General features: G+C 66.7%; 16 protein-coding genes, 2 tRNA genes and 7 pseudogenes. 15 read left to right on the forward strand and 10 right to left on the reverse strand.

All coding sequences use genetic code 11. The annotated features are described in order from the left end of the window. Positions 1-19: 19 nt before the first annotated feature. Both ACPEE0_RS04735 and ACPEE0_RS04740 read right to left on the reverse strand, forming a co-directional pair. Positions 20-820, reverse strand: a complete 801-nt coding sequence (locus tag ACPEE0_RS04735; RefSeq protein WP_009357163.1) for an ABC transporter permease subunit — start codon at positions 818-820, stop codon at positions 20-22. Then, a complete protein-coding gene (locus ACPEE0_RS04740; protein ID WP_424574062.1) occupies positions 817-1740 on the reverse strand; it encodes an ABC transporter ATP-binding protein in 924 nt (307 codons plus the stop codon). The genes ACPEE0_RS04735 and ACPEE0_RS04740 overlap by 4 nt, the downstream gene beginning before the upstream one ends. 158 nt (positions 1741-1898) lie before the next feature. Here ACPEE0_RS04740 and ACPEE0_RS04745 point away from each other — a divergent pair, with 158 nt between their 5' ends. Beyond that, positions 1899-2324, forward strand: a complete 426-nt coding sequence (locus ACPEE0_RS04745; protein WP_009357161.1) for a thioredoxin family protein — start codon at positions 1899-1901, stop codon at positions 2322-2324. 60 nt (positions 2325-2384) lie between these two features. Here ACPEE0_RS04745 and ACPEE0_RS04750 read toward each other — a convergent pair whose 3' ends face one another. Beyond that, positions 2385-2663, reverse strand: coding sequence for a putative quinol monooxygenase (locus tag ACPEE0_RS04750; RefSeq protein ID WP_009357160.1), 279 nt, complete (start codon positions 2661-2663; stop codon positions 2385-2387). A gap of 93 nt (positions 2664-2756) precedes the next feature. Between ACPEE0_RS04750 and ACPEE0_RS04755 the strand changes: the two are divergent. Beyond that, positions 2757-4435, forward strand: a pseudogene (locus tag ACPEE0_RS04755) (AMP-binding protein). A 234-nt stretch (positions 4436-4669) separates the two neighbouring features. Here ACPEE0_RS04755 and ACPEE0_RS04760 read toward each other — a convergent pair. From ACPEE0_RS04760 to ACPEE0_RS04770, 3 genes and pseudogenes are all read right to left on the reverse strand, one after another. Next, the gene (locus tag ACPEE0_RS04760) at positions 4670-5449 is read right to left on the reverse strand and encodes an ABC transporter permease (protein ID WP_354175369.1); all 780 of its coding nucleotides are present in this window, start codon (positions 5447-5449) and stop codon (positions 4670-4672) included. A gap of 41 nt (positions 5450-5490) precedes the next feature. After that, positions 5491-6458, reverse strand: a pseudogene (locus ACPEE0_RS04765) (ATP-binding cassette domain-containing protein). A 115-nt stretch (positions 6459-6573) separates the two neighbouring features. After that, a pseudogene (locus tag ACPEE0_RS04770) lies at positions 6574-7580 on the reverse strand (DNA-3-methyladenine glycosylase family protein). A 166-nt stretch (positions 7581-7746) separates the two neighbouring features. Here ACPEE0_RS04770 and ACPEE0_RS04775 point away from each other — a divergent pair. The 7 genes and pseudogenes from ACPEE0_RS04775 to ACPEE0_RS04805 all read left to right on the forward strand — a co-directional run bounded on the left by ACPEE0_RS04775 (position 7747) and on the right by ACPEE0_RS04805 (position 13886). Continuing rightward, positions 7747-8178, forward strand: coding sequence for a VOC family protein (locus ACPEE0_RS04775; RefSeq protein ID WP_035752183.1), 432 nt, complete (start codon positions 7747-7749; stop codon positions 8176-8178). A 31-nt stretch (positions 8179-8209) separates the two neighbouring features. Further along, complete coding sequence (locus tag ACPEE0_RS04780) at positions 8210-8587, forward strand: DUF1304 family protein (protein WP_424574063.1); 378 nt, start codon at positions 8210-8212, stop codon at positions 8585-8587. A 34-nt stretch (positions 8588-8621) separates the two neighbouring features. Next, positions 8622-10006 (forward strand): annotated as a pseudogene (locus ACPEE0_RS04785) (cystathionine beta-synthase). 9 nt (positions 10007-10015) lie between these two features. Next, on the forward strand, positions 10016-11179 hold the full coding sequence (locus tag ACPEE0_RS04790; RefSeq protein ID WP_424574064.1) for a cystathionine gamma-synthase: 1164 nt from the start codon (positions 10016-10018) through the stop codon (positions 11177-11179). Between the two features lie 58 nt (positions 11180-11237). Then, complete coding sequence (locus ACPEE0_RS04795; protein WP_424574065.1) at positions 11238-11747, forward strand: winged helix-turn-helix transcriptional regulator; 510 nt, start codon at positions 11238-11240, stop codon at positions 11745-11747. Then, positions 11744-13090, forward strand: coding sequence for an MFS transporter (locus tag ACPEE0_RS04800; protein ID WP_424574066.1), 1347 nt, complete (start codon positions 11744-11746; stop codon positions 13088-13090). Before ACPEE0_RS04795 ends, ACPEE0_RS04800 begins: the two co-directional genes overlap by 4 nt. Positions 13091-13115: 25 nt before the next feature. Beyond that, entirely contained in the window at positions 13116-13886 is a 771-nt protein-coding gene (locus ACPEE0_RS04805) for an SDR family oxidoreductase (protein WP_424574067.1), read from the forward strand. A gap of 76 nt (positions 13887-13962) precedes the next feature. Here ACPEE0_RS04805 and ACPEE0_RS04810 read toward each other — a convergent pair whose 3' ends face one another. The 4 genes and pseudogenes from ACPEE0_RS04810 to ACPEE0_RS04825 all read right to left on the reverse strand — a co-directional run bounded on the left by ACPEE0_RS04810 (position 13963) and on the right by ACPEE0_RS04825 (position 18577). Continuing rightward, the gene (locus ACPEE0_RS04810) at positions 13963-15159 is read right to left on the reverse strand and encodes an acyl-CoA dehydrogenase family protein (RefSeq protein ID WP_424574068.1); all 1197 of its coding nucleotides are present in this window, start codon (positions 15157-15159) and stop codon (positions 13963-13965) included. 7 nt (positions 15160-15166) lie between these two features. Beyond that, a pseudogene (locus ACPEE0_RS04815) lies at positions 15167-16689 on the reverse strand (APC family permease). 13 nt (positions 16690-16702) lie between these two features. After that, complete coding sequence (locus ACPEE0_RS04820) at positions 16703-17914, reverse strand: glutathionylspermidine synthase family protein (protein WP_424574069.1); 1212 nt, start codon at positions 17912-17914, stop codon at positions 16703-16705. A 1-nt stretch (position 17915) separates the two neighbouring features. Next, positions 17916-18577, reverse strand: a pseudogene (locus tag ACPEE0_RS04825) (Tat pathway signal protein). A 106-nt stretch (positions 18578-18683) separates the two neighbouring features. Here ACPEE0_RS04825 and ACPEE0_RS04830 point away from each other — a divergent pair. From ACPEE0_RS04830 to ACPEE0_RS04855, 6 genes and pseudogenes are all read left to right on the forward strand, one after another. Continuing rightward, positions 18684-19340: an MOSC domain-containing protein gene (locus ACPEE0_RS04830; protein WP_424574070.1), complete on the forward strand. Its 657-nt coding sequence runs from the start codon at positions 18684-18686 to the stop codon at positions 19338-19340. A 406-nt stretch (positions 19341-19746) separates the two neighbouring features. Next, a pseudogene (locus tag ACPEE0_RS04835) lies at positions 19747-21776 on the forward strand (DEAD/DEAH box helicase). A 347-nt stretch (positions 21777-22123) separates the two neighbouring features. Continuing rightward, a tRNA-Thr gene (locus ACPEE0_RS04840) sits at positions 22124-22195 on the forward strand. 61 nt (positions 22196-22256) lie between these two features. Continuing rightward, positions 22257-22330: transfer RNA gene (locus tag ACPEE0_RS04845), tRNA-Met, on the forward strand. Positions 22331-22644: 314 nt separating this feature from the next. Beyond that, positions 22645-23280 carry a hypothetical protein gene (locus tag ACPEE0_RS04850; protein WP_424574071.1) on the forward strand — a complete coding sequence of 212 codons (636 nt, stop codon included), beginning with the start codon at positions 22645-22647 and terminating at the stop codon, positions 23278-23280. A 62-nt stretch (positions 23281-23342) separates the two neighbouring features. Then, positions 23343-24269: an N-6 DNA methylase gene (locus ACPEE0_RS04855; RefSeq protein WP_424575241.1), complete on the forward strand. Its 927-nt coding sequence runs from the start codon at positions 23343-23345 to the stop codon at positions 24267-24269. Positions 24270-24278 lie beyond the last annotated feature (9 nt).

The raw sequence follows: 24278 nt of genomic DNA on the forward strand, positions 1-24278 counted from the left end.
CGAACCGCGCGCGTACGGCCTACGCGCCGACGTCGCGTTGTTCAAGCGCGACGGCGGCCAGCGCCACCAGCGCCGCCGAGAGGCCCCACAGCCAGCCGGCCGCAGCCCAGTCCGCGCCGTTCACCACGGGGGAATTGCCGTACGCCCAGTGGTACGGGCTGAGGTTCAGCAGCCACTCCACGTCCGGGCTTTGCCGTCCGACGGCGTTGAACACGTAACCGAGGACCGCCACTGCAGCGCCCGCGGCGAGGCCGTATGTCTTCCGTCCCGTGACGGCACCGACGCAGAGGGCGGCCGTGCCGCTGAGCAGGGCCAGGCCCGCGAAGAGGACGGCTGCGCCGAACAGGTTGGCCGGTTCGATCCCCAGCTGGGACGGTTCGTTCAGCACCAGCACCAGGACGAAGACCAGCCCGGACAGCAGCACCACCCGCAGGAACAATGCCAATGCCCGTTCCAGGACCACCTGGACCCGCCGGACGCCATGGGCAAGCGTCAGCTCCAGCTGCCCCGACTCCTCGTCCCCGCCAACGGCCGCGGCACCCCACGCCACCGACGCGATGGTCATCAGCAGGAACCCCAGCAGCCCGAACAGGGTGGCCTGGGCGTAACCCGGCCCGGTGGCGATCTGGTCGTAGTTCAGGGCTTTGGTCATCTCGGCCGGCAGGGCGTTGACCATGTCCTGCATCTGGGCGCTGCCGCCGATGGACGGGTACAGCGGAAGGTACAGGAACGCCGCGGCGGCCAGCCCGGCTGCCCAGCCCAGGGTGGAGCGCCAGGTGTCGAAGAATGCCCGCCGGAACAGGGGCAAGGTGGCATTCATCGGGCATCCTCCCGCGGCACGGCGTACATCTTAAGCACTGCTTCCTCCAGGTCCGGCTCGTCGAGGACCAGGTCGGTCAGCTCCAGCGAGCCCAGCATCCTGATCAGCGGCTGGATGGCGCCCTCCAGCACAGCCGAGAGCGTGACGGCACCGTCCGCCTCCAGCACCTGCACCTGCCCGACGCCGGGTACCCCGGACAGCAGCGCAACGGCGTCGTGCGCTGCAATGCCGTGGGTGGTGAGGCGGACGCGGCGGACAGCCCCTTCACGCAGCCCTTCGACCGATTCGACCGTGATGATCCGTCCGTCGCGGAGAATTGCCACGGTGTCTGCAGTCTGCTGGACCTCGCTGAGGACGTGCGAGCTGAGGAAGATGGTCTGCCCGCGGTGTTTCGCCTCGCGGACCATTGCGTGGAACTCCTGCTGGACCAGGGGGTCCAGTCCGCCGGTGGGCTGATCCAGGACCAGGAGTTCAGGCTCATGCATGAAGGCCTGCACCAGCCCCAGTTTCTGCTTGTTGCCCTTGGACAGCTTCCGGGTGTGGCGGTCCAGGTCCAGGCCCAGCCGGTCGGCCAGCTCATTGATCCGGCCACGGGGAACCGGGCCGCTGATGGCCTGGTAGTGGGCCAGCAGTTTGCGCCCGGTCACCCGGCCCTCCAGGAACAGTTCACCCGGAAGATACCCTATCCGGCGGCGCAGCTCCGGCCCGCCCGCGCGGGGATCGGTGCCCAGCACCCGGACCTCGCCCGCCGTGGGCCGGATGATGTCCAGCAGGCAGCGCATGGTGGTGGTCTTGCCGGCCCCATTGGGACCGATCACGCCGAAGACGGTACCGGCCTCCACCTCGAAATCAACGCCGTGCAGCACTTCCCTCCGGCCGAATCTCTTCACGAGTGACCTGGCAGAAACAGCGGTGGCCATGAGCCCTCCTGGGTGCCGCGCAGTGGCTGATGACCCCCAGACTAGGTGCCCGCGCGCCGCATGTATATGACGGCCTGCGGGTTATTCCCGATGACGCGGGGAGCGAACAAGGATCTCCGGGCCGCGACTTTGGCGGCCATCCCGCGTAGCGTGGACACATGGCTACCCTTGACATCACAGGTGAACAGTTCGCGTCAACCATTGAGGGCAACGATATTGTCCTGGTCGATTTCTGGGCTGAATGGTGCGGGCCCTGCAAGCAGTTCGGCCCCACGTACTCGGCTGTTTCCGAGAAGCACCCGGATGTCCTCTTCACGAAGGTGGACACGGAGGCCGAGCAGCAGCTGGCCGCCGAGGCCGGCATTACGTCCATCCCCACCCTGATGGCCTTCCGCGAAAAGGTGCTGGTGTTCTCGCAGCCCGGCGCCCTGAACGCCCAGCAGCTCGAACAGGTGGTGGACGCGGTGAAGGCCCTGGACATGGAGGAAGTCCATGCCCACGTGGCACGCCAGCGGGAAGAGGCTTCAGCCGCCGCCAGCAAGCCGGCGGGCCCCCAGGACGGCTCCCAGATCCCGGACCTCTAAGTCTTTAACAGCGAAGCGGGACCCCTCCGGAGGGGTCCCGCTTCGCTGTTTAAGGCTGCGCTAGATGCGCTCCACCTTGACGGGTTCGGCGAGCAGTGCGCTCAACGATTCGTTCAGGTCCTGCACGGCGATGCCCTTGGAGTGCTTCTCCAGGTCCTCCTCAGAGGCCCACTGTTCGGTCAGGACCAGCTTCTCCTCGGTGGCTTCCGTCAGTTCGTAGCGGATGCAGCCCGGCTCGTTCACCACCTCGTCGATGGCGATTTCCAGCGCGAGCTTGACGCGGAAGAATTCGCCTTCATTGGGGATGAACGTTGCCTGCAGGTCGATCGGTGCACTCATGGATTTCACAATACCGGCCCGCGCCCCAGCTCCCGTTCTGTTGCGCGGGCGGGGATGCTTCATTTGCACCGAACCTGTTGGTAGCGTGCCAGCATGCGTGCTTATACAGCCGGGGACACTGACGTTCCGCTGCTCGGGGAGACCATCGGCGCCAACTTCGAGCGGGTGGTGGCGAGGTTTCCCTACCACGACGCCCTGATCGAGGCGGGCCCGGTTCCCGGCGCGGACGCCCGGCGGTGGAGCTACACGAAGCTCAACGACGACGTCGACCGGCTGGCCCGGGGTCTCCTCGCCCTGGGCATAGGCAAGGGCGAGCGGGTGGGGATCTGGAGCCCCAACTGCGCGGAGTGGACGCTGCTGCAGTATGCCACCGCCAAGGCGGGTGCCATCCTGGTCAACGTCAATCCGGCGTACCGCAGCCACGAACTGGAATTCGTGGTGAAGCAGAGCGGAATGCGGATGCTGGTGACGGCACCGTCGGACCGGAACAGCGACTACGTGGGCATGGCGCGCCAGGCGCTCGCCGGATGTCCGGACCTGCGTGAACTGGTCTTCCTTCCCGCGCCCGGCGGTGAGGGGCCCGACGGCGGCGTGGCCCCGCTGGGTGCGGCGGAACTGACGTACGCCGAGCTGCTGAAGGGGGCGGACGCCGTCGCGCATTCCGCCCTGACGGCCCGGATGGCGGAACTGGACCCGCACGATCCCATCAACCTGCAGTACACGTCCGGCACCACCGGCTTCCCCAAGGGTGCCACCCTGACGCACCACAACATCCTGAACAACGGCTATGCCATCGGGGAACTGCTGGGTTACACCGAGCACGACCGGGTGGTGATTCCGGTGCCGTTCTACCACTGCTTCGGCATGGTCATCGGGAACCTGAACGCCCTCAGCCACGGCGCCGCCACCATCATCCCGGGCCGCGGATTCTCGCCGGCGGCAGCCCTGGAGGCCGTGCAGGATTTCGGCGGGACTTCGCTGTACGGCGTCCCCACCATGTTCATCGCCGAGCTGGCCCTGCCGGACTTCGCCACCTATGACCTGTCCACGCTGCGCACCGGCGTCATGGCCGGTTCGCCGTGCCCGGTGGAGGTCATGAAACGGGTCATCTCGGACATGCACATGAAGGATGTGGCCATCTGCTACGGCATGACCGAAACCTCGCCGGTGTCCACCATGACCCGGCAGGGGGACACGCTGCAGCACCGGACGGAGACGGTGGGTAGGACCATGCCGCGGCTGGAAAGCCAGGTGATCGATCCTGCCTCGGGCGATGTGCTGGAGCGGGGTGAAATCGGGGAGCTGTGCACGCGCGGCTATGCGGTGATGGCGGGGTACTGGAACCAGCCGGAGAAGACAGCGGAGGTCATCGACGCGGACGGCTGGATGCACACCGGGGACCTGGCGCTGATGGACGACGACGGGTATGTGGTCATCGAGGGGCGGATCAAGGACATGGTGATCCGCGGGGGCGAGAACATCTACCCCCGCGAGATCGAGGAGTTCCTCTACACCCACCCCGCGATCCAGGATGTCCAGGTGATCGGGGTGCCGGACGAAAAGTACGGCGAGGAACTCATGGCCTGCATCATTCTCAAACCCGGCGAGGAACCGCTCGACGCGGATGCCGTCGCCGGATTCTGCCGCGGGAACCTGGCCACTACAAGATCCCGCGCTACGTGGAGGTGCGGGACAGCTTCCCCATGACGGTTTCCGGGAAGATCCGGAAGGTCCAGATGCGGAAGGAGGCCGTGGAGCGGCTGGGACTCTGACGGCCACACGGGGTCACTTTCGGCCGCAAAATGACCCCGCGTACGGGCCTCGTCCATTACGCCTGTGGGATAACTCCTCGGCCCGCCGATTAGGGGCGCAGACTTGATGCCATGGCTCGTGCCCAGCCGCTCCCCGAGAGCCTCCTTAAGCTGCCCTTTACCGTCTACGAGGCCTGGGTCACTTCCTGCCCAATAGCAGCGGTTTTTGGGCAGAATGTGACCCCGCGTCGGGGCCTAGCGGATGTCGCGGCTGATGGTCCTGATTCCCACGGCCAGGCCGACGGCGGCTGTCACCGCCGCTGCCACGAGTCCCCACAGCGTATGCCCGCCGATGGTCCCGGCGAACAGTTCCCGCTCGGCGTTCACCAGGTAGGTCAGCGGGTTGAAAAGGCTGGCGGTCTTCATCCAGGCGGGACCGGCTTCGATGGGCAGCATGATGCCGGACAGGATCATCAGCGGGAAGAGCAGGGTCTGCTGCACGCCCCAGAAGATCCATTCCTTGTTCTGCGACACCAGCGCCAGCGAGTAGGAGAGCGCGCCCAGGCCGATGCCGAAAATCCCCAGGATCACCAGGCCCAGCAGCACGTGCAGGGGGTGGAACACGAACCCGAACGGGATGCAGACCAGGGCGATGAGCAGACCCTGGAGCACCAGCGGAGCCCACTCCTTCAACGCCCGGCCGATCATCAGCGATGAGCGGGACAGGGGAGTGGCGAGGATCCGCTCGTAGGAACCGGTCATCAGCTCATACTGCAGGTTGGAGCCGGTCATCGAGGTGCCGAACAGGGCGATCATCACCACCACGCCGGGCAGGAACCACTGCAGGGTGGATTGGCCGCCGAAGGCCGGGGCTCCCACGGAAGCACCGAGCAGCGGGCCGAACAGGCCGAGGAACACCAGCGGCTGGATCAGGGAGAAGATCAGGGAAAACGGGTCGCGAAGCGGCAGCAGCATCTCCCGCCAGAAGACGTACCTGGTATCCCGCAGGACCCGCCCCAGGCCCGGCGTCCTCATGGCGTCGCCGGCGCCGACGGTGCCCCGGAGTGATTGGGTGCTCACTGGTTGGCTCCTTCCCTGAGGTTGCGGCCGGTCAGTTCAAGGAAAACGTCGTCCAGGGTGGGCGGCTTCAGCTCGATCGACTGGGCGGGAGCGCCGGCGTCGTTCATGTCCTTCAGGAGGGACGGCGCGATCCGCGCACCTTCCGGCAGGCGCAGCCGGAACGTCACCACACCGTCGAGCCGATTTTCCTGCACTTCGCCGCCCGCCGCCGCCCGGCCCAGGAGCCCCCGCACGCCCGGGGCGGATTCGGCCGCCACTTCGACGGCCAGCAGGTCACCGGCGAGGTTGGCCTTCAGGCGCGCCGCCGTGTCGTCGGCGATGATCCGGCCGTGGTCGATGACAATCACCCGTTCCGACATCGAGTCCGCCTCGTCCATGTAGTGCGTGGTGAGGACGATCGTGGTGCCGTGTTCCTGGCGCAACCGCATGATGTGGTCCCAGAGGTTGGCCCGGTTCTGCGGATCCATCCCGGTGGACGGTTCGTCCAGGAACAGCAGCCTGGGGAATGCATCAGGCCGAGTGCCACGTCCATCCGGCGGCGCTGGCCTCCGGAGAGCTTGATGACCGTGCGTTTGGCCAGGTCTGCGAGGTCCAGGGAGTGCAGCAGTTCCTGTGCGCGGGCGGTGGCGTCACTGGTGTTCATGCCGTAAAAGCGGCCCTGCATCACCAGTTCGTCGATCACGCGGAAGCTGTGCCCGCCGCCGTTGCCCTGGCCGATGTAGCCGATCCGTGCCCGCACGCCGGCGGGATCGGCGGCCACGTCCACGCCGGCGACGGTGGCGGAGCCGGAAGTGGGCCGGAGCAGGGTGGTGAGCATCCGCAGCGTGGTGGACTTGCCCGCGCCGTTCGGACCCAGGAATGCTACCAGCTCGCCGGGCGCAACATCGATGTCCACGCCCTTGACGGCTTCGACAGTTTCCTTTTTGACCTGGAAGGTCTTGGTGAGTTTTTCCGTATGGATCATCGCCGGCTCCAAAGGATGCATGCGGGGCTCAGGTACGGGTCCCTTGCGCCACGCTATACCCGCCGGACGTGCCAGTCCACGGGCCTTTCGCCCGGGGGCAGGCCCAACTTCCGGGTCAGTGCCGGCGGTGGTCCTGGATGGTCATGCGAGGGCCGAAGGTGGGTTTGCGGAAGCCGCTGCTTTGGATCATGCGGACCACCCGCTGCCGGTGCCCGGTCCATGGTTCCAGCAGCCGGAGCATCCCGGCGTCGTCGGTGCGCCGGCCGGTCAGCGCAGCACCAACGTATGCCGCCAGGTGGTAGTCGCCCACTGCGATGGAATCGGGGCACCCGTGGGTCCGCTGTACCACCTCGGCTGCGGACCAGATGCCGATACCCGGGATGGTCTGCAGCTTCGCCCCGGCTTCGGCGGCCGGCAGGGCTGCCAGCCGTTCCAGCGCCACGGCGGACCGCAGCGCGCGCATGACAGTCGCCGAACGTTGCGGCCCCACGCCCGCCCTGTGCCACTCCCAGCTGGGAACCTGCAGCCATTGGGAAGCGGTGGGCCCTACCACCAGGCCCGCCGGTGTGGAGGAGCCAGCCGCCGGCGCCGGCGTTCCGTACCGGTGCACCAGGTACCGGTACGCCCGCCGCGCCTCGATCACCGTCACCTTCTGCTCCAGGATGATGGGCACCAACTGGTCCACCATCCGGCCACTGGCGGGAAGGCGCAGCCCCAGGCTCCGGCGCCGTGCTTCACGGACCATGCGCGGCAGGGTGGCGGCGAATCCGGCCTCGTCAAAGCCCTGCCAGTCGTCGTCGGCCCCCAGGAGCCGGGGCGCCGCCTTCACGGCAGCGGCGGCACCGGAACCCCGGCCTGGACATCCACGAAGGGGTCCACACCGTTGGCCGCGCCGGGTCTGCCTGCCGTACCCTCCACGGAGGTGAGCCGCAGCGTCACGGGGCCCTCCGGCGTCGTGAACGCATTCCAGACGGCACCGCCCTGGACGCTGAAGGACGGATCGCTGTTGCCGCGCAGGAGCGGCCCGAGCGTCCTGGCCATGCTGTAAGGACCGCCCGGATACCACCGGAGTGAGGCGTCCGCGGCGGCTGCCAGCCGGGGAGGTGCCTCTGCAATGGTCATGTCCTCATCGTCCCACGCCCCTGCGACATCCGCCTGCCTCCAGCCCGCGGGGAGGCATCACAGGGGCAGGAAATTGGCCCTTAACCAGTACTGACACCAGGACTAGACTCCAGCGTGTGGTGCGGAAGACACCGCCCACGGAAGCCCGAAAGACCAGGAGGAAACAATGGGTGGAGTAGTGCATTTCGAAATCCCCGCGGACGACCAGGAACGGGCCAAGAAGTTCTACCAGGAGGCCCTTGGCTGGCGGATCGACCCCGTCCCGGGCATGGACTACAACATGGTGCTCACAACGCCGATGGACGAATCAACCGGCGCGCCCCTGGAACCCGGTGCCATCAACGGCGGCATGTTCGCCAGGGATCCTGACCTGAAGACGCCGGTGATCACCGTGGACGTGGCGGACATCAACGCCACCCTGAAGACCGTGGAGTCGCTGGGCGGTGCCGTTGTGAAGCCGCGGGAGACCATCCCCGGGATGGGTTCCTTCGCCTACTTCAAGGACACCGAGGGCAATGTGATGGGCCTTTGGGAGAACCTTCCGGCCGACGGGGCGGGCCAGGCGCCGGACGCCACTGGCGACGCCGCTCCCGCCTAGCTGCACGGCACGCAGCAGGAAAGGCGTCGCCATGAGTATCCCCGTGCAGGTGCTGGCTGTCATTACCGGGCTGGTCCTGATCACCGTCGGACTGCTGGAAGCCTTCCGGTACAAGGACCAGCGCCTCCACCCCATCTTCCTGATCAAGCCGGAGGACACCGCCGCCGTCCGGCTCTGGACGGTCAACGTCGGGTTCTACAACATCGTCTGGGGCCTGTTCGGCATTGCCGGCGTGGTGCTCGCCAACCTCGGCGAGGTGACCGCGGGCTGTACCACGGTGACCCTGATGTGCATCGCGCACTTCATTCTGGGCATCGTGCTGATCGTCAGCGAACCCCGGCTGTGGATCAGCGGCATCGGACAGTCGCTTTTTCCCGCGGTGATCCTCGTGCTGATGTTCGCGGCCTGAAAGCGGCCGGGCAGGAAGCGGTAGCTTTGTACCTATGAAGTACGCCCAGTCCATCCTGGACCTCATCGGCAATACCCCGCTCATCAAACTCAACCACGTGACCGAGGGCATCAAAGCCACAGTCCTGGTGAAGCTGGAGTACCTGAACCCGGGCGGATCCATCAAGGACCGCATCGCCGCCCAGATGGTGGAGGACGCCGAGCGGGACGGCAAGATCCAGCCCGGCGGGACCATCGTGGAGCCCACCTCGGGAAACACCGGCGTCGGCCTGGCGCTGGTGGCCCAGCAGAAGGGCTACAAGTGCGTATTCGTGGTGCCGGACAAGGTGGGGGAGGACAAACGCGCAGTGCTCCAGGCCTACGGCGCTGAGGTCGTGGTGACGCCCACCGCCGTGCCCCCGGACAGTCCGCAAAGCTATTACGGTGTCTCGGACCGGATCGTCCGGGAAACCCCCGGGCGTACAAGCCGGACCAGTTCTCGAATCCCGCAGCCCCCGAAAGCCACTACCGGACCACCGGCCCGGAAATCTGGCGGGACACCGACGGCAGGGTCACGCACTGCGTTATCGGTGCCGGCACCGGCGGGACCATCACCGGCACCGGCCGCTACCTGAAGGAGGTTTCGGCCAGCCGGCCGGAGTCCGACGGCGGCGTCGTCCGGATCATCGGCGCCGACCCGGAAGGCTCGGTCTACTCGGGCGGCACCGGACGCCCGTACTTCGTCGAGGGCGTTGGCGAGGACATGTGGCCGGCGAACTACGACAAGTCCGTCCCTGACCAGGTAATCGCCGTCAGCGACGCCGATTCCTTCGCCATGACCCGGCGCCTGGCCCGCGAGGAAGGCCTCCTGGTGGGCGGATCCTCGGGCATGGCCGTGGTGGCCGCGCTGCAGGCGGCGCGGGACCTGCCCGAAAGCGCGGTCGTCGTCGTAATCCTGCCGGACTCGGGCCGCGGCTACCTTGCCAAGATCTTCAACGACCAATGGATGCGCTCCTACGGCTTCCTGTCCGGCGGCGAGGAGACGTCCGTGGGCGAGGTCATCAAGTCCAAGAACGGCGAACTGCCGGACCTGGTGCACATCCACCCGAACGAGTCCGTGCGAGACGTCATCAACATCATGAACGAGTTCGGCGTCAGCCACATCCCGGTCCTGTCACAGGAACCGCCGGTGGTCATGGGCGAGGTCCTGGGCGCCGTGGACGAGCGAACCCTGACCGCCAAGCTCTTCCGCGGCGAAGCCAGGCTGACGGACAAGATCTCCGAGCACATGGGCCCCAAGCTCCCCGTGATCGGCTCGCTGGAAACCATCAGCGCCGCCCGCGAGCTGCTGTCGGATGTGGACACTGTCATGGTCACGTTCGTCGGCGCCCCGATCGGCATCCTGACCCGCCACGACCTCCTCGCCTACCTCAGCAACTAAAGGAGCACCATGTCAGCCTCTGCAAACCAAGGTTTCAACACCCGCGCCGTCCACGCCGGGCAGGATTTCGAGCCCCGCACCGGTGCCGTGGTGCCGCCCGTGCACTTCGCCACCACGTATGCGCAGGACGGCATCGGCGGCCTCCGCGACGGCTACGAGTACGGCCGCGGCGGCAATCCCACCCGCGACTCCCTGCAGGAGCAGCTGGCCGCGCTGGAGCTTGGCACCCACGCCTACAGCTTCGGGTCAGGCCTCGCCGCGGAGGACGCACTCATCCGTGCGCTGACCCGCCCGGGGGACCACATCGTGCTCGGCAACGACGCCTACGGCGGGACCTACCGGCTCATCAGCCGCGTGCTGGGCGAGTGGGGGATCGGCAACACCCCCGTGGACATGGCCAACCTGGACGCCGTCCGGCAGGCCGTCGCCGCGAACAAGACCCGCCTGCTGTGGGTGGAGACGCCGTCCAACCCGCTGATGAAAATCACGGACATCGCCACGCTCGCCGGGATAGCGCACGACGCCGGCGCCCTCCTCGTCGTCGACAACACCTTCGCGTCCCCGTACCTGCAGACCCCGCTCGCCCTGGGCGCTGATATCGTGATCCACTCCACCACCAAGTACATCGGCGGGCACTCGGACGTGGTGGGTGGCGCCGTCGTCGTCAAGGATGCGGAGCTGGCCGAAAAGATCGGCTTCATCCAGTTCGCCGTCGGAGCGGTGTCCGGGCCCATGGACGCCTTCCTCACCACGCGCGGCCTGAAGACCCTGGGCGTGCGGATGGACCGGCACAGCCTCAACGGCCAGGCCGTCGCCGAGTGGCTGCAGGAACGCCCCGAGGTGGAGGCCGTTCTGTACCCGGGCCTGCCCACACACCCCGGCCACGAGCTGGCCAAACGGCAGATGCGCAGCTTCGGCGGCATGGTGTCCGTCCAGTTCAAGGGCGGTGAGGCCGCGGCCCGGAAGGTGGCCGAATCCACCAAGGTGTTCATCCTGGCGGAGTCGCTGGGCGGCATCGAGTCGCTGATGAACTACCCGTCGGAGATGACCCATGCCTCGGTCAAGGGCACCGAACTGGCCGTTCCGGTGAACCTGCTCCGGCTCTCCTGCGGCATCGAGGACGTGGAGGACCTGATCGCGGACCTGGAGCAGGCCTTCACCGCCATCCCGTAGCGGTGTGCAACGAGGCAGGTAGCTGGCTTTCTTCAAGAAAGCCAGCTACGCTCCTTCCATGGCACTCCGATCCGACTGGTCCGGCCACAACTGCAGCATTGCGCGCGGCGTGGACATCCTGGGCGACCCCTGGACCATCCTCGTCCTCCGCGAGCTCTTCTTCGGCAACGGCCGCTTTGACGCCATCCGTGCGCGCCTGAAGGTGGCGGACTCGGTGCTCACCAAGCGCCTGGCCGGCCTGGTGGAGGCCGGGCTGCTGGAGAAAAGGGCCTACGACGACGGCAGCCGCACCCGCCAGGAGTACGTCCTGACCGCCATGGGCGAGGACGTCCTGCCGGTCCTGAACGCGGTGACGCTGTGGTCGGAGAAACACCTTGCGGCCCCGTCCGAGCAGGCCCACCTCCACGTCATCCACTCCGGCTGCGGCCAGCGCACCACGTCCGCCGATACCTGCACCGCCTGCGGGGAGCGGCTGGCTGCCGCCAACACCAGCTGGCACAGCGAGGCCAGGTCCGGGCACCCGATCAAACTCGCCACCGCAATGCCCGGTGCAGGAGCCGCCGCGTGAGCACACGATCCGATGAAGCCGCCGTTCCTGGTGAACGTGAAGCGGCGGCTGTTCCGCCGCCCGCGTCCCGGCGCCGGCTGCACCCCGCCTGGATCGTCGCCGCCGTAGCATTCCTGGCACTGGTGGGGGCGGCAGGATTCCGGGCTGCCCCGGGCGTGCTGATGGTGCCGCTGCAACAGGAATTCGGCTGGTCCACCACGGTGCTGTCGGCGGCCGTCAGCATCAACCTGGTCCTGTTTGGCCTGACCGCACCGTTCGCCGCCGCCCTGATGGAACGCTTCGGCATCCGGAAGGTCACTGCCCTGGCACTGGTCCTGATCGGCATGGGCAGCGCGCTGACCGTCCTGGTCAACCAGTCCTGGCAGATCCTGCTGACCTGGGGCCTGCTCATCGGGCTGGGCACGGGATCCATGGCCCTGGTGTTCGCCGCCACCATCGCCAACACCTGGTTCGTCAAGAGCCGGGGCCTGGTCATCGGCATCCTGACCGCCGGCAGCGCTGCCGGACAGCTGGTCTTCCTGCCGTTCATCGCCGTGCTCGCGCAGGATCCCGGCTGGCGGCAGGCCTCGCTCCTGATCGCGGCCGGCGCCCTGGCGGTGGTCCCGCTCGTGCTGAAGTTCCTCAAGAACTTCCCGGCCGACGCCGGGGTCCTGCCGTACGGTGCGGAAGCCGGCAGCGCCGCCCAGGCCCCTGCAGCCACGGGCCCGCGGGCGAATGCCGCCGTCCGGGCACTCCAGGTGCTCCGCCGGGCGAGCCGGGTCAGGACGTTCTGGGCGCTCGTGGCCGGATTCGCTATCTGCGGTGCCACCACCAACGGGCTCATCGGCACCCACTTCATTCCCTCCGCCCATGACCACGGCATGCCGGAAACCACCGCCGCGGGCCTGCTCGCCGTCGTCGGCATCTTCGACATCGTGGGGACCATCGCCTCCGGCTGGCTCACGGACCGCTTCAACCCGCGCATCCTGCTGGCCGTCTACTACCAGTTCCGGGGCATCGGCCTGCTGGTGCTGCCCCTTCTCCTGAGCGCCGAGGTGCAGCCGAGCATGATCGTGTTCGTGGTGATCTACGGCCTGGACTGGGTGGCCACCGTTCCGCCCACCGCCGCCATCTGCCGGGAAACCTTCGGCGCGGACGGCAGCGTGGTGTTCGGCTGGGTCTTTGCGGCGCACCAGCTGGGCGCTGCCGCTGCAGCCCTCGCCGCCGGCGCCGTGCGCGACGCCACCGGCCATTACACCTACGCCTGGCTGGGGGCTGCCGCAATGTGCACTGTTGCCGCGGTCATCAGCGCAACCATCCGCCGGAACAGCGGGGCGCGGGACGCGGCGCCGTCCGCCGCCTAGCAGGGCCGCCTACTAGGCTGGCTGCATGCAGACCCCACAGCAAAGCGCCGCCCGCAGCACTGCCCTGGTCACGGGTGCCGGCCGGCTGGCCTCAATTGGTGCCGGCATCGCCCGCCAGCTCGCCGCCGACGGCTGGGACCTGGTCCTGTCCCACTGGCAGGACTACGACGAGCGGATGCCGTGGGGGAGTGAGCCTGAGGACGTCGTCCGCCTGACCGCCGAACTCGAGGCCATCGGCGCGCGCGTCCACGTCCTGTCCGCCGACCTGCAGGATCCGGGCGTGCCGGATCGGCTCATGGCCGAGGCCGTGCAGCTGGCGGGGCCCTTGCAGGGGCTCGTGCTCAGCCACGCGGAGTCCGTCGACTCCGGAATCCTGGACACCAGCCTGGAATCCTTCGAACGGCACTTCGCCGTTAACACGCGGGCCAGCTGGCAGCTGATTGCCGCGTTCGCCCGGCAGGCCACGGACGACGGCGGCGCGATCGTTGCGCTGACCAGCGACCACACAGCGTTCAACCTGCCCTACGGTGCCTCGAAGGGGGCGCTGGACCGGATCGTCATTGCCGCCGCCCGCGAGCTGGGCCCCCGGAACATCTCCGCAAACGTCCTCAACCCCGGGCCTGTGGACACAGGCTGGATGGATGATGCCATCCGGGAAGAGGTTCTCCGGCGCCAGCCCACCGGCCGGCTCGGGACCCCGGCGGACGTCGCGGGGACCGTGGCGTTCCTGCTCTCGCCCGCAGGCCGCTGGGTGTCCGGCCAGCTCATCAAGGCCGACGGCGGCTTCTCGGCCTAGCTGCCCAACTGGGTAGCAGTTCTTGCCGTTTTGGGCCCCCAAAACGGCATCTACTGCCAGCCAGTTGGGGGAGGAGTTAGCGGAAGGCGCCGAGACCGGTGATGTGCTGGCCAAGGACCAGGGTGTGGACTTCGTCGGTGCCCTCGTAGGTGCGGACGGACTCCAGGTTCGCGGCATGCCGCAGCGGCGGGTAGTCCAGGGTGATCCCGTTGCCGCCCAGCACGGAGCGGGCCTCGCGGGCGATGGCCAGTGCTTCCCGGACGTTGTTCAGTTTCCCCAGCGAAACCTGCTCGGGCTTCAGCATCCCCGCATCCTTGAGCCGGCCCAGGTGCAGGGCCAGCATGGTGCCCTTCTGGATCTCCACCAGCATGTTCACCAGCTTCTCCTGCGTGAGCTGGTATCCGGCCAGCGGCTTCCCGAACTGCAGCCGCTCCTGCGAGTACGCCAGGGCCGCCTGGTACGAATCCCGGGCAGCCCCCATCGCGCCCCAGGCGATGCCGTACCGCGCCTCGTTCAGGCAGGTGAGCGGGGCGCGCAGCCCGCGCGCAGCCGGCAGCAGGGCCTCCGGTCCCAGCCTGACGCCGTCGAACACCACATCGCACTGGATGGAGGCCCGCATGGACAATTTCTGCGTAATGGGGGTGGCCGTCACGCCCGGGGTGCCGGCAGGCACCAGGAAACCGTGGACGCCGTCGTCGGTCATGGCCCACACCACCATGACGTCCGCCACCGAGGCCAGCCCGATCCAGCGCTTCGTGCCGTCCAGCACCCAGCCCGCCTGGTCGCCGGTGCCGTCACGGCGGGCGGAGGTGGTCATGGACGAAGGATCCGAACCCGCCGCCGGTTCGGTCAGGGCGAAGCACCCGATCACCTCGCCTGCCGCCATCCGGGGCAGCCATTCCTGTTTCTGTTCCTCGGAACCCCATTTATGGATGGCCGTCATGGCCAGCGACCCCTGCACCGACACGAACGTCCGGATCCCGGAATCGCCGGCCTCCAGCTCCATCGCCGCCAGGCCATACTCGACGGCGGACCGGCCGGGGCAGCCATAGCCCTCCAGGTGCATCCCCAGGACGCCCAGCTCGCCGAGTTCGGGGGCAAGCTCCAGCGGGAACACCGCGGCGTCGTACCAGGCGGCGATGCCCGGCCTGATCCGCTGGTCCGTGAAGTCCCGGATCCGCTGGCGAAGGGCAAGCTCGTCCGCGGACAGGAGCCCGTCGAGGGCCAGCACATCGGAGGGATCGGGGCCCGGCACCTCTGCGGCGTCGCTCATCGCGGACCTATGCCCGGTTCCGTGCGGGGGCCACGGCAGCCGGGTTGCCGGTGAAGTAGCCGCGGGTCGAGGGCAGGAAACGGCACACGACGGCCAGGACCACGCCCAGGGCGAGCAGCACCACGCCGCTGATGAAAGCGCCGCCGACGCCGAAGATCTCCGTATCGCCGTAGGCCGGGTCCCACATCTGCACCGCTGAGATGAAGAACGCGGCGGTCAGGAGCAGTGCCCCGGTCAGGGGCAGGATCCCGCGGAACCACAGGTTGCGGGCCGATGTCCGCAGCGTGCCCCGGAAGTACCAGAAGCAGGCGAACCCGGTGAGGGCGTAGTAGAAGGCGATGAACAGGCTGATGGCGCTGATGGAGTCCGAGAGCAGGTTCTCGCTGAGGAAGCTCATCGCCACGTAATAGGCGATCGCCGCCGCGCCCATCACCTGCGTGGAGAACCCGGGGGTCTGGTTCCGCGGGTGCACCTCGCCGAACTTCGCCGGCAGGGCCCCGTGGACACCCATGGACAGCGTTCCCCGGGCGGTGGGCAGGATGGTGGTCTGCGTGGAGGACAGCACCGAGGCAAGGACCGCGACGACGATCAGCCAGCCCCATGGCCCCAGCACCACGTCCTTCATGGCCACGAACACGTCGTCCTGGTTGGCCTCGTTCCCCAGGCCGATGCCCTCGCTGCCCACGGTGGCGTACATCATCACGAGCAGCGCGACGGAGACATAGATCGCCACCAGGACGAACGCGGAGATGACGGCGCCGCGGCCCGGCGTGGTCCTCGGGTTTTCGGTTTCCTCGTTCACCGCCAGGCAGGTGTCCCAGCCCCAGTAGATGAACAGCGCCAGGAGCACGCCGTGGACCACGGCCCCGGGATCGGCGAAGGCGCCCACCGGGTTGAACCACTCGAAATCAAACGCCTGGCCCTCCGGCGGACCCCCGACAATCCGGACAATGATCGCCAGCGCGAAGATGCCCAGCGCAATGTACTGCACATAGGTCAGGACCCGCTGGACGTGTTCGCCCAGCCGGATGCCGCGGTAATTGACCAGGGTCATCACGGCGATGAACAGCACCCCGGTAGCGGTGACCAACACCTTGTTCTCCGCCAGCGAGCCGTCACCGGCCAGCAGCCACAGGTACTGGCCGGCCACCTGCGCCAGGTTGGCCAGGACCACGATGCCGGCGAGCGCCACGCCCAGCCGCCCAGCCAGCCCGCCCAGGGTCCGAAGGCGCGGCGGGACCAGGTGAACGTGGTGCCGCAGTCCGGGATGGCACTGTTGAGCTCGCGGAAGGCGTAGGCGATGAACAGGACCGGGATGAAACCCAACAACAGGATCAGGGGAGTGTAGTTCCCGTTCACTGCCACGATCAGCCCGAGTGTTGCCGCCAGCGAATATACCGGCGCCGTCGAGGCCAGGCCGAGCATCACGGAGTCGCCAAGGTCGAGGATCCCGGCGCGGAGGCCCTTGGCCGGGACCGGGGTGCCGGGCGCGCCCGCCGGGCCTCCCGCCGTCGTCATGTCTGTGCTCATGCTGTCACCGGATTCATAGTGCGATACCTGCTTTGCTGGAGGAGGCCACGGCCGAAAGCGGCGCCGGCGCGTCGATGGTGTTGGGCACGAAGCGGCAGAAGTAGTCCGTGACGGGGCCGTCCGATTCGCGGATGCCGCAGCCCACGGACTCGCCGTCCACCACCCACAGGCCGAGGACCGGGTGGTTGCCGTCGAAGTCGGGCAGCTGGTGGTACTGCTGGTAGCACCAGCCCTCACGGCCGTACCCGCCGGGCTGTTCCAGGCTGACGCCGTCGGCATGGATCCGGATGTTGTCTCCTTCACGCCCGTGCAGCGGCTTGGCCACCCATTCCTTCAGCGGCCCCGGCCCGTCCAGGTAGGCCGGGAGCAGGTTGGGATGCTCCGGGTACAGGTGCCAGAGCGCGGCGAGCAGGGCCTTGTTGGAGAGCAGCATCTTCCAGGCCGGCTCCACCCAGCGCGGATTGTGGGCGCGTTCCAGCAGGCGGGGACCGAACGGCTCCTTCATCATCAGCTCCCAGGGGTAGAGCTTGAAGATGGTGCTGATCATGAAGTTGTCCAGGTCCACGAAGCGGTTGAGGTTGGGGTCCCAGCCGATATCGGACATGTTGATGCCGATGGTGGTCCACCCGGCCTGGCCGGCCACGTCCCGCATGTAGGCGGCGGTCATCCAGTCCTCGCCGGACTCCTCCACCTCAGAGTGGGCCACGTGCAGGGTGCTCATACCGGTGCGGTACTGGAACTTCTTCCACTGCCGGATCAGCGCCTCGTGGATGCCGTTCCACTGGTCCTTCCCCGGGAAGACGTCCTGCAGCCAGAACCACTGGGCCACGGCTGCCTCGATCAGCCCGGTGGGGGTGTCGGCGTTGTATTCGAGCATCTTGGCCGGGCCGCCCTGCCCGTCATAGATGAAGTCGAACCGGCCGTAGACGTCCACGTCGCCCGCCTGCAGGGATTCGGCGGCGAGTTCCAGCGCCTGCGGTCCGATCCCGATGGTGCCCATGGCCCCGGTGGCAAGGAACTTGGCCGCCTCCAGGCACATGCGGTGCATTTCCTCTGCGGTCTCCTCCAGGGTTTCCACTTCGTCCATGCTGAACTCGTAGTAGGCGGACTCGTTCCAGTATTCGATCGTCCGGCCGTCATCCATGGTGGTGGTGGAAAGACGCAGGCCCTGTTCCTCGATCTTCTGCTTCCAGCCGGGACGGGGTTCACTCAACAGCCGCTTCACTTCAGCCCCCCGAAACCTTGCCGCCGCCACCGCTCGTTCCGCTCTTGGCGCTGGTACCGAAGCCGCCGCGGCTGACGGTGCCGCCCTGGGTGCTGTACCCGGTGGAGGCCTTCGCGCCGCTGGGCACCGTCCGGGTGTAGTTGGGGGCGGTGGACCGGTTCTGCCCCAAGGGCGGCACATAGGCTCCGCGGGAAAAGAAGTACCAGGCGTAGACCCCGCCGGCCCGCCCGGCAGAGCTTTCGCAGTTGCGGTCCTCCACGCGCTCGCCGGTTTCGTCGTTGAAGCACACCTGGGCGTATTCGGGCTCGTCCCGTTGCTGGCCACCACGGCCGTGATGGTGCCGGCCAGCAGCGCTGTCACGCCCAGTCCGACGACGACGGTGCGCCGCTGTGAGCGCTTCTTCCGGGCGGCTGCCTCGTCCAGCTGTCTTTCCCGGTCGCGGGCGAACGGATCCACCGGCGTGACGGGTTCATTGAGCAGCTCGGGGCGGAGCTCAGGCTTGGGCACCTGCCAGGGCGGCGGCTTCGGACTGTCCCCGCCTGGCTCGGCGCCGCCGCTGGGCCGGCGCTCCGGATCCGGCCTGTTCGGGTCCTGCTTGTCTGGGTCCACGGCGTCCCCCTCAGTTATCCACGTGAATTGGGCACAGCGCTGCACCCCCAACATGCAATCCTCGAATCAGCGTAGTCCCTGCCGGCCCGGGCGGCGAGCATGCCGCAGGGGAGAACTGCCCATCCCTTCCGCGCGCGGAACGTGACCCTACACTGGAGCCATGGAAACCGCGTCCCTGCTGGCTGTCTGCCGTGTTCACCAATTGCTTCCCAATGCCTCGAGCGTGGGAGTGACCGCCATTGACAAGCGCCCGGTGGAGGGTCCGGTCAAGGTGCACCGGCTGGGCCTGCAGGGCGACATCCAGGCGAACCGGGTCCACCATGGCGGCCCGGACCAGGCCGTCTACGCGTACTCGCAGGCTGACGCCGACTACTGGGCCGCTCAGCTGCAGCAGGACCTGCCGCCCGGCTCGTTCGGCGAAAACCTCCGCGTGGCCGGGATCGATGCCACGGCCGCCGTGATCGGGGAGCGCTGGAAGATCGGGCTCGACGTCGAACTCGAAGTCACGTCGCCGCGGACACCGTGTGCCACGTTCCAGCGGCGGCTGGGGGAGCGCCAGTGGGTTAAGCGCTTCACGGAAGAGGGCCGGGTGGGGGCGTACCTGAGGGTCATCAAGACGGGCAGCATCCAGGCCGGAGACCACATCCACCGGACCTACGTTCCAACGCACGGCATCACGGTGGGCCAGTGGTTCAGCGAGCCCAGTGTTGAGCTGATGGAGGCGCTTAAGGATGCGGATGCCGATGGCGAGATCCGGTTGCAGCAGCCCGAATTCAACAACAAGTTCGAGGCCCTGCAGCGCCAGCTGCGCGGCTGACTGACGGGAAATTACGACGGCGGAGGTGCCGCATGTGCCCAAGCTCACCGCCGCCGTCGGGCACCTGATTTCGGGGACACCGCCCCGGTGCCGTACACTTGAAACATCCCCCACTCCGGAAATCCCTTATTCCTGCCCAATTTTTGAGGCAGGACTGGCAAGTGTTGGGGCCCGCAACTGTGATGCGGGCAGTTTCATAGGGAGAGCCGGCTGAAGAAAACGCTGTACAGACTGCTGGGATAGCAGCCAAGAGATGCAGCGCGAAGTCCTGCCATGGGATTGCGAAAGCGCCGGACTTCTGTGACCGGCCGGTCAATGTTTGCCCGGCATCCACGGCACATGTACTGCGGCTCCGCTCACCCTGGGTAGTGCCGCCTGGCCCCCTATGGATGAGGAATCTTTCCCTATGCCCGAAAACCAGAACGACACCATTGAAACTGCCGCCGCCGTGATCGACGCGGAGGCAGCTGCCGCCGCCGAAGCCCCGGCCGCAAGCCCTGAAGCCGAGTCCGAGGACAACAGCGTCAAGTTCGCCGACCTCGGCATCGACGGCCGCGTCCTCGCCGCGCTGCAGGATGTCGGCTACGAAAAGCCGTCCCCATCCAGGCAGCCACCATCCCGCTGCTGCTCGAAGGCCGCGACGTCGTCGGCCTGGCGCAGACCGGTACCGGCAAGACTGCAGCATTCGCAGTGCCGGCACTGTCCCGCCTGGCCGAACTCCACGACCTGAACGGCCCGTCCCGCAAGACGCAGGCCCTGGTCCTCGCCCCGACCCGTGAGCTGGCGCTCCAGGTTGCAGAGGCCTTCACCTCCTACGCCAAGCACATCGACGACTTCACCGTCCTCCCGGTCTACGGCGGCTCCGCCTACGGACCCCAGCTCGCCGGCCTGCGCCGCGGTGCCCAGGTCGTCGTCGGAACCCCCGGCCGTGTGATCGACCACATCTCCAAGGGCTCGCTGGACCTCTCCGAACTCCAGTACCTGGTGCTGGACGAGGCTGACGAGATGCTGCGCATGGGCTTCGCCGAGGACGTGGAGCAGATCTTCCAGCAGACCCCGTCGGACCGCCAGGTGGCCCTGTTCTCGGCAACCATGCCCAGCCAGATCCGCCGCATGTCCAAGCAGTACCTGAACGACCCCGCCGAGATCTCGGTCAAGACCAAGACCTCCACGGGCACCAACATCCGCCAGCGCTACCTGCAGGTCATGGGCCCGCACAAGCTGGACGCGATGACCCGCATCCTCGAGGTTGAAGAGTTCGACGGCGTCATCGCCTTCGTGCGCACCAAGATGGCCACCGAGGACCTGGCGGACAAGCTGAAGTCCCGCGGCTTCCAGGCTGCCGCCATCAACGGTGACATCCCGCAGCAGCAGCGCGAGCGCACTGTTGACGCGCTGAAGGAAGGCCGCATCGACATCCTGGTGGCCACCGACGTCGCCGCCCGTGGCCTGGACGTGGAGCGCATCAGCCACGTCATCAACTACGACATCCCGCACGACACCGAGTCCTACGTGCACCGCATCGGCCGCACGGGCCGTGCAGGCCGCAACGGCGACGCGATCCTCTTCATGACGCCGCGGGAGAAGTACCTGCTGCGCGCCATCGAGAAGGCCACCCGCCAGCCGGTGGAGCAGATGCACCTGCCCACCGCCGAGACCGTGAACTCGCTGCGCCTGGGCAAGTTCGCCGAGCGCATCACCGAGACCCTGGAGTCCGAGGACGTTGCGGTGTTCCGCGACCTCATCGCTTCCTACGAGGAAGAGCACAAGGTCCCGGCGGCCGAGATCGCTGCTGCACTGGCAGTCATGGCCCAGGGCGGTCAGCCGCTGCTGGTCAAGGAGCTGCCTGCAGCCCCTGAGTTCCAGAAGCGCGAGCGCTCCAAGGACGGTTTCGGCTCCCGTGGGCCGACCCGCGCCCTGACCGAGGGCAACGCCACCTACCGGATCGCGGTGGGGCGCCGCCAGCGCGTCATGCCCGGCTCCATCGTGGGCGCCATCGCCAACGAGGGCGGCATCTCCTCCTCGCAGATCGGCGGCATCGACATCCGTTCGGACCACTCCCTGGTGGAGCTGCCCGCGGACCTGAGCGCCGAGCAGCTGCGTGCCCTGTCCCGCACCCGGATCGGCGGCGAGCTGATCCACCTGGAGCTGGACAACGGCCGCCGGCCCTCCGGTGACCGCCCCAGCTACCAGGGCAACCGTGGCGGCAACTTCAAGGGCAACGGCGGGTTCAAAAAGGAGTTCCGGAAGAACGACGGCGAGCGCAGCTCCGCCGACCGCGGCGGCCGCTCCTACAGCGAGCGCTCGGAGCGCAGCTTCAGCGACCGCGGACAGGCCAGCGACTCCCGCTTCGGCGGCCACGGCGACGGCTCCCGCAAGCCCCGCCACGGCACCGACGGCGGACACCGCGACTTCAACCGCAAGGGCAAGTGGTAAACCCTTCGGGTAGACACGCATCCCTCCGATGGGCCGGCTTTCGAGCCGGCCCATCGGCATTAACCCCCGATTTTTTGTCCACATATGGCGACTTCCGGGCCGTCCAGGCCGCCATATCTGGACAAAAACTTCTACTGGTGTGGGGCTTGCCACATTTCCACGCCGCTGCGGTGGCGGAGCGGGTCTGAAGCTCCCGGTTTTGCGTCGTGCGGGTGCCCGCGGATCCCAGTATTGGCGCGGGAACCGGAGGTAAAGGGGCGGCGAATTGCAAGTGTTTCACGGCTTCCTGAGCCCTCCTCGCGCCGATTTGTTGGGAGCAAAATCTTCCGGTAGAGTATTTACTCGTTGCCCCCCTAGCTCAGTGGTAGAGCGCGTTCTTGGTAAGAACGAGGTCACCGGATCGATTCCGGTGGGGGGCTCTGAATCAGGGCCTGTGTCAAGGCGGTTTTGACCGGCTTGACACAGGTTTTTCTCATTCGTGGCGGTGTAGCTCAGTTGGTTAGAGCGCACGACTCATAATCGTGAGGTCGGGAGATCGAGCCTCCCCACCGCTACAGGACAAGCCCCCGGAATCCCCGAGATTCCGGGGGTTTTTTGGTTAAGTGCTTCGTGCACTTGGGCGGTGGAGTCTCCTAAAATCCTCCCCGTGGACCAGCAGTCTCCACCTGGTGGCGACAAAATGGCTACTGCTGCTGTTGGCTGGACGCGCCTCGTTCAACCGTGCCGGTCCGGGCCTCTGGGCCTCTGGGCCTCTGGCATGAGTAAGATCAGATGCACGTGCGCCCACCGTTGGCGCCACAGATTCCAACCAATGAGATGCCCGAACCCCTATTTGGTGAAAGGGGCATCCCAGTCCACCAGGGGACCTTTGCCAGAGTTGCTTGAAGACCTGACCGCGCGGATCGCTAGGAGGGATTCCGGCCGTTCTGAGGCAACCCTCCAGGCGGACATTCGGGCATTCATTCTCGCGGCGGCCCTGAACGTCGATGCCAATGACATCACTGAGGAATCCATCAGCGTCACTATGGAAGCCCAGCTAGGCGACGGCACTCGTCGTCGCATTGACGTGGAGTCTGGAACCACAGTCATTGAGGTGAAAAAGAACCTACGTTTGGGCAGTGTTCTTGAGAATGCTGAAGCTCAGCTGGGACAGTACGTCAGGGCTCGCTGCGAGCAGACGGGAGCGCGCTACCTGGGCGTCCTCACGGACGGTCGGGAGTGGATACTCTACGTGCCCGACCCTGACCAGCCGGGAGGGATTAGGCAGGCAGCAGAGCCACTGGTAGTCAGCAATGCAACTGACACAGAACGACTCCGCTCCTGGCTAGGAGCAGTTCTTTCGACTGTAGAGCAGATCAAACCCACCCCGGAGGAGATAGAGGGGAGGCTGGGCGCTGAGTCACCAGCCCATCATGCCGACCACGCTTCTCTGCAAGCCCTCTTTGATGCCAACCGCAACAACCCTACGGTTGTGTTGAAGAGGGAACTCTGGGGAAGCTTCTAAAGACTGCATTCGGTTCTAGCTTCGAGAACGTTGAGCACCTATTTCTAGATCACACGTTGCTTGTGCTCACAGCGGAGGCCATTGCTCATGCGGTGATAGGTTTTGAGCTCAGTGGCCCCAACGCTGTAGGGCCACGGGAGCTAGCGGAAGGCAGCCGGTTCGCGTCCTCGCAGATTCACGGAGTCGTTGAAGCCGACTTCTTCGATTGGGTGCTGGAGGTGGACGGCGGCGAACAGTTCGTACGTTCACTGGCCGCGAGGATTGGCAAGTTTCGTTGGGACCAGGTTGAGCACGACGTTCTGAAGCACCTTTATGAAAGCGTCATCACTCAGCAAACGCGCGAAGCCCTTGGTGAGTACTACACGCCCGATTGGCTTGCAGATCGGGTCCTGTCCAAAGAGTATGACAACCCGTTGGACACCAAGGTCCTGGACGCGTCCTGCGGTTCGGGAACGTTCATATTTCATGCCGTGAGGTCCTATCTAGACGCGGCATCAGCTAAGGGCTTGCCGGTTGGAGAGGCCGTTGACGGTGTCGTACGGCACGTCTTCGGTATGGACATTCATCCTGTTGCAGTGACGTTGGCGCGAGTGACTTACCTGCTCGCCATCGGTTCAGATAAGCTGCGTCATCCTTCGCGGGGAAAAATTACGATTCCGGTGTATTTGGGCGACTCTCTCCAGTGGGAGCAGCAAACTAATCTCCTCTCGTCTGAGGACGCTATAACCGTGGAGACCACTGGTGAGGACATCATGTCCGCTGGTGGTGGTCTTCTCTTCGACGACAACCTTGTGTTTCCACTGTCCATCCTGAACGATGCCCAAAACTTTGACAGCCTGGTATCAGCAATGGCTGACAAGGTTCTGTCGTCTGCGGATGAAGAAGCTCGCTCCCGCCCGGATGACGCCTCAAGTTCAGGGCAGGAAGCGAAACGCCACCCCGTCAAGCAAGGTTCGGGACCTCGTCGATCCCATCCTCAACGCTCATAACGTTCCGGA

This window comes from Arthrobacter sp. SD76 (assembly GCF_049726125.1).
Taxonomy (GTDB): Bacteria; Actinomycetota; Actinomycetes; order Actinomycetales; family Micrococcaceae; genus Arthrobacter; species Arthrobacter nitrophenolicus.

What these genes read in the sequence shown, in the direction of transcription:
- ACPEE0_RS04735 (WP_009357163.1), bottom strand. Translation starts at nt 820, where the DNA reads ATGAATGCCACCTTGCCCCTGTTCCGGCGGGCATTCTTCGACACCTGG.
- ACPEE0_RS04740 (WP_424574062.1), bottom strand. Translation starts at nt 1,740, where the DNA reads ATGGCCACCGCTGTTTCTGCCAGGTCACTCGTGAAGAGATTCGGCCGG.
- ACPEE0_RS04745 (WP_009357161.1), top strand. Translation starts at nt 1,899, where the DNA reads ATGGCTACCCTTGACATCACAGGTGAACAGTTCGCGTCAACCATTGAG.
- ACPEE0_RS04750 (WP_009357160.1), bottom strand. Translation starts at nt 2,663, where the DNA reads ATGAGTGCACCGATCGACCTGCAGGCAACGTTCATCCCCAATGAAGGC.
- ACPEE0_RS04760 (WP_354175369.1), bottom strand. Translation starts at nt 5,449, where the DNA reads ATGAGGACGCCGGGCCTGGGGCGGGTCCTGCGGGATACCAGGTACGTC.
- ACPEE0_RS04775 (WP_035752183.1), top strand. Translation starts at nt 7,747, where the DNA reads ATGGGTGGAGTAGTGCATTTCGAAATCCCCGCGGACGACCAGGAACGG.
- ACPEE0_RS04780 (WP_424574063.1), top strand. Translation starts at nt 8,210, where the DNA reads ATGAGTATCCCCGTGCAGGTGCTGGCTGTCATTACCGGGCTGGTCCTG.
- ACPEE0_RS04790 (WP_424574064.1), top strand. Translation starts at nt 10,016, where the DNA reads ATGTCAGCCTCTGCAAACCAAGGTTTCAACACCCGCGCCGTCCACGCC.
- ACPEE0_RS04795 (WP_424574065.1), top strand. Translation starts at nt 11,238, where the DNA reads ATGGCACTCCGATCCGACTGGTCCGGCCACAACTGCAGCATTGCGCGC.
- ACPEE0_RS04805 (WP_424574067.1), top strand. Translation starts at nt 13,116, where the DNA reads ATGCAGACCCCACAGCAAAGCGCCGCCCGCAGCACTGCCCTGGTCACG.
- ACPEE0_RS04810 (WP_424574068.1), bottom strand. Translation starts at nt 15,159, where the DNA reads ATGAGCGACGCCGCAGAGGTGCCGGGCCCCGATCCCTCCGATGTGCTG.
- ACPEE0_RS04830 (WP_424574070.1), top strand. Translation starts at nt 18,684, where the DNA reads ATGGAAACCGCGTCCCTGCTGGCTGTCTGCCGTGTTCACCAATTGCTT.